This is a genomic window from Amycolatopsis sp. NPDC059021 (genome assembly GCF_042739895.1).
Classification (GTDB): domain Bacteria; phylum Actinomycetota; class Actinomycetes; order Mycobacteriales; family Pseudonocardiaceae; genus Amycolatopsis.
In genome coordinates, this window is the sequence record NZ_JBHYIQ010000070.1 from 1 (window position 1) to 7,336 (window position 7,336).

Below are 7,336 nucleotides of genomic sequence, written 5' to 3' on the forward strand. Positions count from 1 at the left end.
TCCTTGAGGGACTCTGGGTCTCTCAAGGAGGCCCCCACGGACCTGCGGCGTCAGGCCAGTGACAGGTGGACGCACTCGGCGGCGCGGCGGTAGCCGATCCGCGCGTAGAGGCGTTCCTCCGGTTCGCCCGCCGGGGTCAGGAACACCGTCTTCCCGCCCCGCTGGTGTGCTTCGAGGGTGAGCTGCGAGGTGAGCGCCGCGGCGATCCCGCGCCGCCGGTACCGTTCGCGCACGCCGATCCCGGCGATCTCGGTGGTCGCGTCGACCAGTGCGGTGCCGACCCCGCCGCCGACCGGGTCGCCGGTGGCGGTGTGCACGGCGAGCACCGCGAGCCCGCCGCGGCCGAGCAGGTCACGCATCGACGCGACGTCGTCGTCGCTCGCCGGATCGGGCTCGTCGTAGGCCTCGCGCTGGGCGTTGACCATCGCGAGGAATTCGACGTCGGTTTCGGGCGTGAGCAGGGTGATGTCCTCGGGACACGGCCACGCCACCGCGTCCTCCGGCGCGCAGATCATCAGCGGGACCCGGCGTTCGAGGGCGTAGCCACGCTCCCGCAGCACGGCCTCGGCGGCAGGGATGACCTCGGTCAGGAACTCCAGGCGAGGCGTCAGGTCGCGCCGCCGATAGGCCTCGGTCAGCGCATCGACGTCGGCCGTGGTCGGCACCGCGCCGTCGTCCGGCACGGCGTAGTTGAGCATCGGGTGCTCGGTGTGGGTGGAGTAGGTGGCCAGGAACGGGCCGATCCGCTCGGTCTCGCGGCCGCGAGCCGCCATGGTGCGGATGTAGGACTGGACAAAGCTGAGAAAAGACACTTCGGAAGGACCTTTCGAGCAGGACAAAGGAACGCCACGGGGGCGTGAAAAGGACGCTGGGGTGCGGCGCCGGGCCTACTTGCGACCGACGCCGAAGGCGGCGGTAGGCAATTGGCTGTCCTTAGCTCGAAGGAGGATCTGTCGGGAGAAGTTTCGCACGCGGGGCAAGCGATTAACGGCGGTTCAGCCGGAACGTCTGGCGGTGTTCCCCTCGGCCGCTCTGGCCTCGTTCGGGCAGGTCGCGTAGCGCGTGTCCCACACCGAGCGGGGGACGCGCAGCGTGCGGGGCGGTGAGGTGCAGATCGTCCGGCGGCGCTGGACCGGGATCGCGGCGGGCTCGGGGGCGCCGAGGCGGTCGAGCACGCGCCAGGCCCGCCGGGTCAGCGCCGCGCCCAGCGTCGCGCCGACGGTGTTGAGGATGACGTCGTCGGTCGAGGTCACGCGGCCGACCTGGATCAGGTACTGCGTGCCCTCGATCGCCGTCGAGGTCGCCAGCGCGGTGCACATGACCCGCAGGAGCGACCGCAGCGCGGGGACGCGCAGCGGGAGCAACGCACCGAGGGGGCAGAGCAGCAGCAGGTTGCCCGTGGTCTGCCAGAACGCGCTCCCGCTGGTGAACGTCTCGGCGAGGTCGGCGCCCGGTACCAGGTCGAGGATGCTCTCGCGGGACGTTCCGACCTGCATCGTTGCCAGGCGCAGCACCAGTGCGCCGAAGGTGCAGAGGGTGACGTCCAGTGCCGCGGTGGCGCTCGCGTGGCGGCGCGGGAGGATCCGCGCCCGGTGTGCGGTGAGCACCGGCCAGGCGAAGAACGCGTAGCACAGAGCCAGGATCGACAACGGGATCATGTCCCCGAAGACGTGCAGCAACTCGGCCATCCGTCTCCTTCCCCGACTGTCGAGATCGGCTCGCCGCAAGATCACTCTTGCACCGCAAGATCCACTTGGCATGTTTAAGGGGGCGCACTATTCGGTGATCTTCGGTTGGCGAGCCGCCGGGAACCGTGCTTGGGTCGAGCGGGCACTGTCCACAGTGGATGCTGTGGACAACCCTGTGGATGAATTGCGGGCGAGCGCGGAAAAGTATTACGTCACAACGAAAAGCGGCTTCGCCCGGCTGTGTACTACTGCGGGTGACCGCTACCGTCCGCGACTTCCCGCGCGCGTTCGATGATCGTCTGCAGGTGCAGGCCGCGCCGCGCGTCGCAGGGATGTGCCGTGGTGCCGCTGGCGATCATCGCGGCGAAGTCGTCCAGTAGCGCGGTGTAGGACTCCCGCGCCGCGCCCGGTTTCCGGCCCAGCGTGCGGTAGCCGTGCTCGCCGTAGACCGCGACCTCGACCACGGTCGGCTGGATCGGCAGCCGCAGGGACAACGTCGCCGTGCTGGTCACGCCGTCTTCGTGTGCGAAGAGCAACTGCCAGAGGTCGTCGTCGGTGCGGTGCGCGGCCAGGACGTCGGTGATCGGGCCGAGCGCGGCGTCGAGCAGGTCGAACGCGTGCGGGCCGATGTCGGCGAGCGCGCCCGAATCCGTCCGCCAGCTCGAACCCGCGTACTGACCGCCGAGCAGCGCGCCGGACAGCCACCGGGCCCCGCCCCCGCGCCAGCCGCCCGCTTCGGCGACCCCGTCGAGCCATTCCCTGGTCTGCTCCGCGTAGCGCAGGATCAGCACCATCAGGGTGGCGACGCCTGCCGCGTCGACGGCGTCCGCGAGTCGGCGCGCTCCGGCGAGGTCGGCGGCGAGCGGCTTTTCCAGGATCAGGTGTTTGCCCGCTTCGGCCGCGAGCACGCCCAACTCGGCCTGCACAGCGGGCGGTACGGCGAACGCGACGGCGTCCACCTGCGAAAACAGCTCCTCGACGGTGTCGGCGGCGGTGGTGCAGTGCGCGTCCGCGAGTTCTCGCGCGGCTTCGGGACGGCGGGACCAGACCGCGCTCAGCGTCGTCCCGGGGTGATCGGCGAGGCCCGGTGCGTGCACCGTCCGTGCCCATGGACCGGTGCCGATGAGGCCGACTCGAAGCTGTCCGTGTCCCACGATCGGTGAGTGTATGTGTGGCTCGCGTCGCTTCCGGAGCCCGCCTCCCGTGGGTTAACGTCAGCGGGTTAGACACCACGCCCGGGGGAAGCCGGTGAAAATCCGGCGCTGACCCGCAACCGTGAACGGCTTCGCCGCTGTGAGCCGGATCGCCCGTGCCTGGTGCGACTCCGATGTCGAGGTCCATCTGCGGGGTCCTGGGGCTGACGCCGTCGCGCGCCGGTCGGGGGCGCCTTCGACGGACAAGGGGAAGGTGCCCGATGTCTTTCACGCGTCAGCCGGTCGCGGTCGTGGCGAGGCTGCTCGCCGTCTGTGTGCTCGTGCTGCTCGGCGGGGCCGGTGCGGTCACGTCCGCTGCCGCCGACCAGGGCAAGGGCAGCCCGGGATACTGCCAGGACGGCGCCGGGGTCACGGTGATCGTCGACTTCGGGGATCTCGGCGGCGAGCCGGTGGTCCGCTGCGCCCCCGGTGATCAGCCGAACGGGGTGACCGCGCTGCAGAACGCGGGCTTCACCGTGACCGGCTCGCAGCGCTTCGGGCTCGCGGTGGCCTGCCGGATCGACGGCAAACCGGGTCCGGACGCCGAATCCTGCGCCGCGATGCCCTCGGCCACGGACTTCTGGGGGTACTGGAACGGTGCGAACGGGGCCTGGGTGTCGAGCCAGGAGGGCGCGATGACGCACAAGCCCGCGCTGGGCGGCTTCGAGGGGTGGTCGTTCTGGCGCGGAAAGTCCTTCGGTACCAACCCGCCGCCGCGGGTCGCGCCGGTTCGTCCGGCGCAGCAGCCGTCGACGTCGCCCTCGGCGACCGGCGCTTCCGGCGACACGGGCGGCTTCCCCTGGGGTGTCGTGATCGGCGTGGTGGCTCTCGTGGTGATCGGCGGCGCGGCCGGGATCGTCGCCGCGCGGCGCAAACGTGGCGCTCGGTAGTTCCGGCCGCGCGCCGCGGACACTGCACCCCGGCGCGTGGTGGGTGTGGGCGCTGTCGCTGGCCGTCGCGGCCAGCCATACGACCAATCCGCTGCTGCTCGGGCTGATCATCGCGGTGGCCGGTTTCGTCGTCGCGAACCGGCGGAGTGACGCTCCCTGGGCGGTGGCTTTCCGGCTCTACGCGTACGTCGGCGTCGTAGTCCTTGCCACGCGGGTTCTCTTCCGGATCCTGATCGGTGGCGAGGATGGCGGGCACGTCCTGTTCACCCTGCCGAGCATCCCGCTGCCGTCGGTCATGGCCGGGATCACGCTGCTCGGGCCGACGTCGGCGGAGGAACTGCTCGGCGGGTTCTACGATGGGCTGCGGCTGGCGACCATGATCATCTGTGTCGGCGCGGCGAACGCGCTGGCGAACCCGAAACGCATGCTCAAGGCGGTTCCCGGGGCGTTGTACGAGGTGGGCACGGCGGTCACGGTCGCGCTGTCGGTCGCGCCGCAGCTCGTCGAGAGTGTGCAGCGCGTCCGGCGAGCGCGGAGGCTGCGCGCGGGGCGGCAGCGCGGGATGAAGGCGCTGAAGGGCATCGTGATCCCTGTGCTGGAGGACGCGATGAACCGCTCGCTGCGGCTGGCCGCCGCGATGGATTCGCGCGGCTATGGGCGCCGCGGCTACCTGAGTCCCCGGGTGCGGGTGCTGATCGGCGTGTGTGTGCTGGGTGGGCTGGCCGGCGTGTGCGTCGGCGTCTACGGCGTGCTCGACGGGACGTCGGCCTGGCTGGGCGCGCCGATGCTGGTGGCCGGGCTCGTCGTGGCCACCGCCGGGTTCGTCCTCGGTGGCCGCCGGGTGCGGCGGACGCGGTACCGGCCGGATCCGTGGCGACTGGAGGAGACGCTGGTGCTGTTGTCCGGAGTGGCCGCTTGCGCGCTGCTGTTCGTGACCGGGCGGGTCGACGCCGCGGACCTCTACCCGTCGCTGAATCCCTTGCGCTGGCCCGAACTTTCGCCGTGGCACGCGCTTTCGCTGCTGGTCGGCGTGCTACCGGCGTGGCTCGCGCCGCGTCCGGTGCCGGTGCTGGAGGTGGCGCGATGATCGAGTTCTCGGGTGTCGGCGTGACCTATCCGGACGCGGCAGGCCCGACACTGTCCAATGTGGACCTTCTGGTCGAGGAGGGCGAGCTGTGCCTCGTCGCCGGGCGTACCGGGGCGGGGAAATCGACGTTCCTCGGGGCGATCAACGGACTCGTCCCGCACTTCACCGGCGGGCGTCTCTCGGGACGCGTGTGCGTCGCGGGCAAGGACACTTCGCGGCATCCGCCGCGGGAGTTCGCCGATGTCGTCGGCGTGGTCGGCCAGGATCCGCTGGCCGGGTTCGTCACCGACACCGTCGAGGAGGAGCTGGCATACGGCATGGAGCAGCTGGCCGTCCCGCCGGACGTCATGCGCAAGCGCGTCGAGGAAACCCTGGACCTGCTGGGCATCGCCGAGCTGCGCAACCGTCCACTTCGGACATTGTCGGGCGGGCAGCAGCAGCGGGTCGCGATCGGCGCGGTGCTGACGGCGCATCCGAAGGTGCTCGTGCTCGACGAGCCGACGTCCGCGCTCGACCCCACCGCCGCGGAGGACGTGCTGGCCGCGATCACCCGGCTCGTGCACGACCTCGGGACCACGGTCGTCGTCGCCGAACACCGGCTCGAACGCGTCGCGCAATACGCCGACCGGTTCCTTTACCTGCCGGGGGACGGCTCGGTGCGGTCGGGGACGCCGGCGGAGATCCTGGAGACGGCCGAGGTCGCGCCGCCGATCGTCGAGCTGGGCAGGCTTGCGGGCTGGTCACCGCTGCCGCTGTCCGTCCGCGATGCCCGCCGCCGTGCCGGATCGCTGCGGGAACGGCTTTCCGAGACCGCCGAGCCGCGGGCCGTCGCAACCTCCGGTGACACGGCGTTGCGGGCGGAGGCGGTGCAGGTCCGGTACGGGGACGTGACGGCGGTGCGCGGGGTCGACCTCCGGCTCGCGCAAGGCGAGATCCTCGCGCTGATGGGGCGTAACGGCTCGGGCAAGTCGTCGCTGCTGTGGGCGTTGCAGGGCAGCGGTCCGCGGTCGGGCGGCAAGGTCGACGTCGGCGGCGAGGATCCGCACACGCTCAAGCCCCGGCAGGCACGCACCCGGGTCGGGCTCGTTCCGCAGACCGCGGCCGACCTGCTGTACCTCGATTCGGTCGACGCCGAATGCACGCAGGCCGACGGCGAATCCGGCGCCGCACCCGGCACCGCGCGTCGTCTGCTCGACCGGCTCACCCCCGGCATCGACGGCGCGCTGCACCCGGGTGACCTCTCGGAGGGGCAGCGGCTTGCGCTGGTGCTCGCCGTTCAGCTCACCGCCGCGCCGCCGGTGCTGCTGCTCGACGAACCCACGCGAGGCCTCGACTACCACGCGAAACGGCACTTCGCGGAGGTGCTCGCCGAACTTGCCGCGCAGGGCAGGGCGATCGTCGTGGCCACCCACGACGTCGAATTCGTGGCGACCGTCGCGCATCGCGTGATCGTCATGGCTGAGGGCGAGGTCGTCGCGGACGGGCCGACGAAGGACGTCGTCGTCGCCTCGCCCGCGTTCGCTCCGCAGGTTGCGAAGATCCTTGCGCCGCAAGCGTGGCTCACTGTCGCCGAAGTCGCGAAGGCCCTGGGCGAGTGACGGACTTCCTCACGCAGACCAAGGCGGTGCGGGTCGGCCCGCGGACCGCGCTCGTCCTCGCGGTGGCCGCCGTGCTCGGCGTGGCGATGTTCGTCTGGCCGTTGTTCGCCCATCCGCAGCCGGGGGCGCAGGCACACGGGATGGACGCGCCGTTCATCTTCATGGCGACCCTGCCGGTGCTGATCCTGGTCGTGCTGGCCGAGCTGTCCAGCGGCGGTATCGACGCGAAGGCGCTCGCGATGCTCGGTGTGCTTTCCGCGATCAACGCCGTGCTGCGGCCGCTCAGCGCGGGCACCGGCGGCATCGAGCTGGTGTTCTTCCTGCTCGTGCTCGCCGGGCGGGTGTTCGGGCCCGGGTTCGGCTTCGTGCTGGGCTCGACGTCGATGTTCACCTCGGCGCTGCTCACCGCCGGGGTGGGGCCGTGGCTGCCGTTCCAGATGCTGGCCTCGTCGCTGATCGGCCTCGGCGCCGGGCTGCTGCCGAAGCGGCCGCGGGGCAGGGCCGAGATCGCGCTGCTCGGGGTGTACGGGGTGTTCGCGGCCTACTTCTTCGGCTTCCTGATGAACATGTGGCACTGGCCGTTCCTGCTCGGGACGTCGCTGACCGGGGCCACGGCCGGCCTGGAATTCGTGCCGGGCGCGCCGATACTGGAGAACCTGCACCGGTACTTCGCGTACACGGTGTTGTCCTCGACGCTGGGCTGGGACACCGGCCGCGCGGTGACGAACCTGGCCGCGATCATCCTGGTGGGTCCGGCCGTCCTGGCGGTGCTGCGCCGGGCCGCCCGCCGAGCCGCCTTCGACGCGCCGGTCAGCTTCGGCGTCGGACGCTGACCGAAGTCCGTGGGGGCCTCCTTGAGAGACCCAGAGTCTCTCAAGGC

7 protein-coding genes and 1 riboswitch are annotated in these 7,336 nt (G+C 71.4%); of the genes, 4 read left to right on the forward strand and 3 right to left on the reverse strand.

What is annotated here, in order from left to right; genetic code table 11:
- Positions 1-50: 50 nt before the first annotated feature.
- From ACFWX1_RS32670 to ACFWX1_RS32680, 3 genes are all read right to left on the reverse strand, one after another.
- Complete coding sequence (locus ACFWX1_RS32670; protein WP_378393609.1) at positions 51-812, reverse strand: GNAT family N-acetyltransferase; 762 nt, start codon at positions 810-812, stop codon at positions 51-53.
- A 183-nt stretch (positions 813-995) separates the two neighbouring features.
- Positions 996-1,688: a VanZ family protein gene (locus tag ACFWX1_RS32675; RefSeq protein ID WP_378393610.1), complete on the reverse strand. Its 693-nt coding sequence runs from the start codon at positions 1,686-1,688 to the stop codon at positions 996-998.
- 245 nt (positions 1,689-1,933) lie between these two features.
- Positions 1,934-2,842, reverse strand: a complete 909-nt coding sequence (locus ACFWX1_RS32680; protein ID WP_378393611.1) for a Gfo/Idh/MocA family protein — start codon at positions 2,840-2,842, stop codon at positions 1,934-1,936.
- A 48-nt stretch (positions 2,843-2,890) separates the two neighbouring features.
- Positions 2,891-3,014, forward strand: a riboswitch (cobalamin riboswitch).
- Positions 3,015-3,102: 88 nt separating this feature from the next.
- Here ACFWX1_RS32680 and ACFWX1_RS32685 point away from each other — a divergent pair.
- Genes ACFWX1_RS32685 through ACFWX1_RS32700 form a run of 4 tightly spaced genes read left to right on the forward strand, consistent with a single transcriptional unit; the run spans position 3,103 to position 7,289 of the window.
- On the forward strand, positions 3,103-3,771 hold the full coding sequence (locus tag ACFWX1_RS32685; RefSeq protein ID WP_378393612.1) for a hypothetical protein: 669 nt from the start codon (positions 3,103-3,105) through the stop codon (positions 3,769-3,771).
- Positions 3,758-4,858: a CbiQ family ECF transporter T component gene (locus ACFWX1_RS32690; protein WP_378393613.1), complete on the forward strand. Its 1,101-nt coding sequence runs from the start codon at positions 3,758-3,760 to the stop codon at positions 4,856-4,858. The genes ACFWX1_RS32685 and ACFWX1_RS32690 overlap by 14 nt, the downstream gene beginning before the upstream one ends.
- Complete coding sequence (locus ACFWX1_RS32695) at positions 4,855-6,456, forward strand: ABC transporter ATP-binding protein (protein ID WP_378393614.1); 1,602 nt, start codon at positions 4,855-4,857, stop codon at positions 6,454-6,456. Before ACFWX1_RS32690 ends, ACFWX1_RS32695 begins: the two co-directional genes overlap by 4 nt.
- Positions 6,453-7,289: an ECF transporter S component gene (locus tag ACFWX1_RS32700; protein WP_378393615.1), complete on the forward strand. Its 837-nt coding sequence runs from the start codon at positions 6,453-6,455 to the stop codon at positions 7,287-7,289. The genes ACFWX1_RS32695 and ACFWX1_RS32700 overlap by 4 nt, the downstream gene beginning before the upstream one ends.
- The last annotated feature ends 47 nt before the right edge of the window (positions 7,290-7,336 follow it).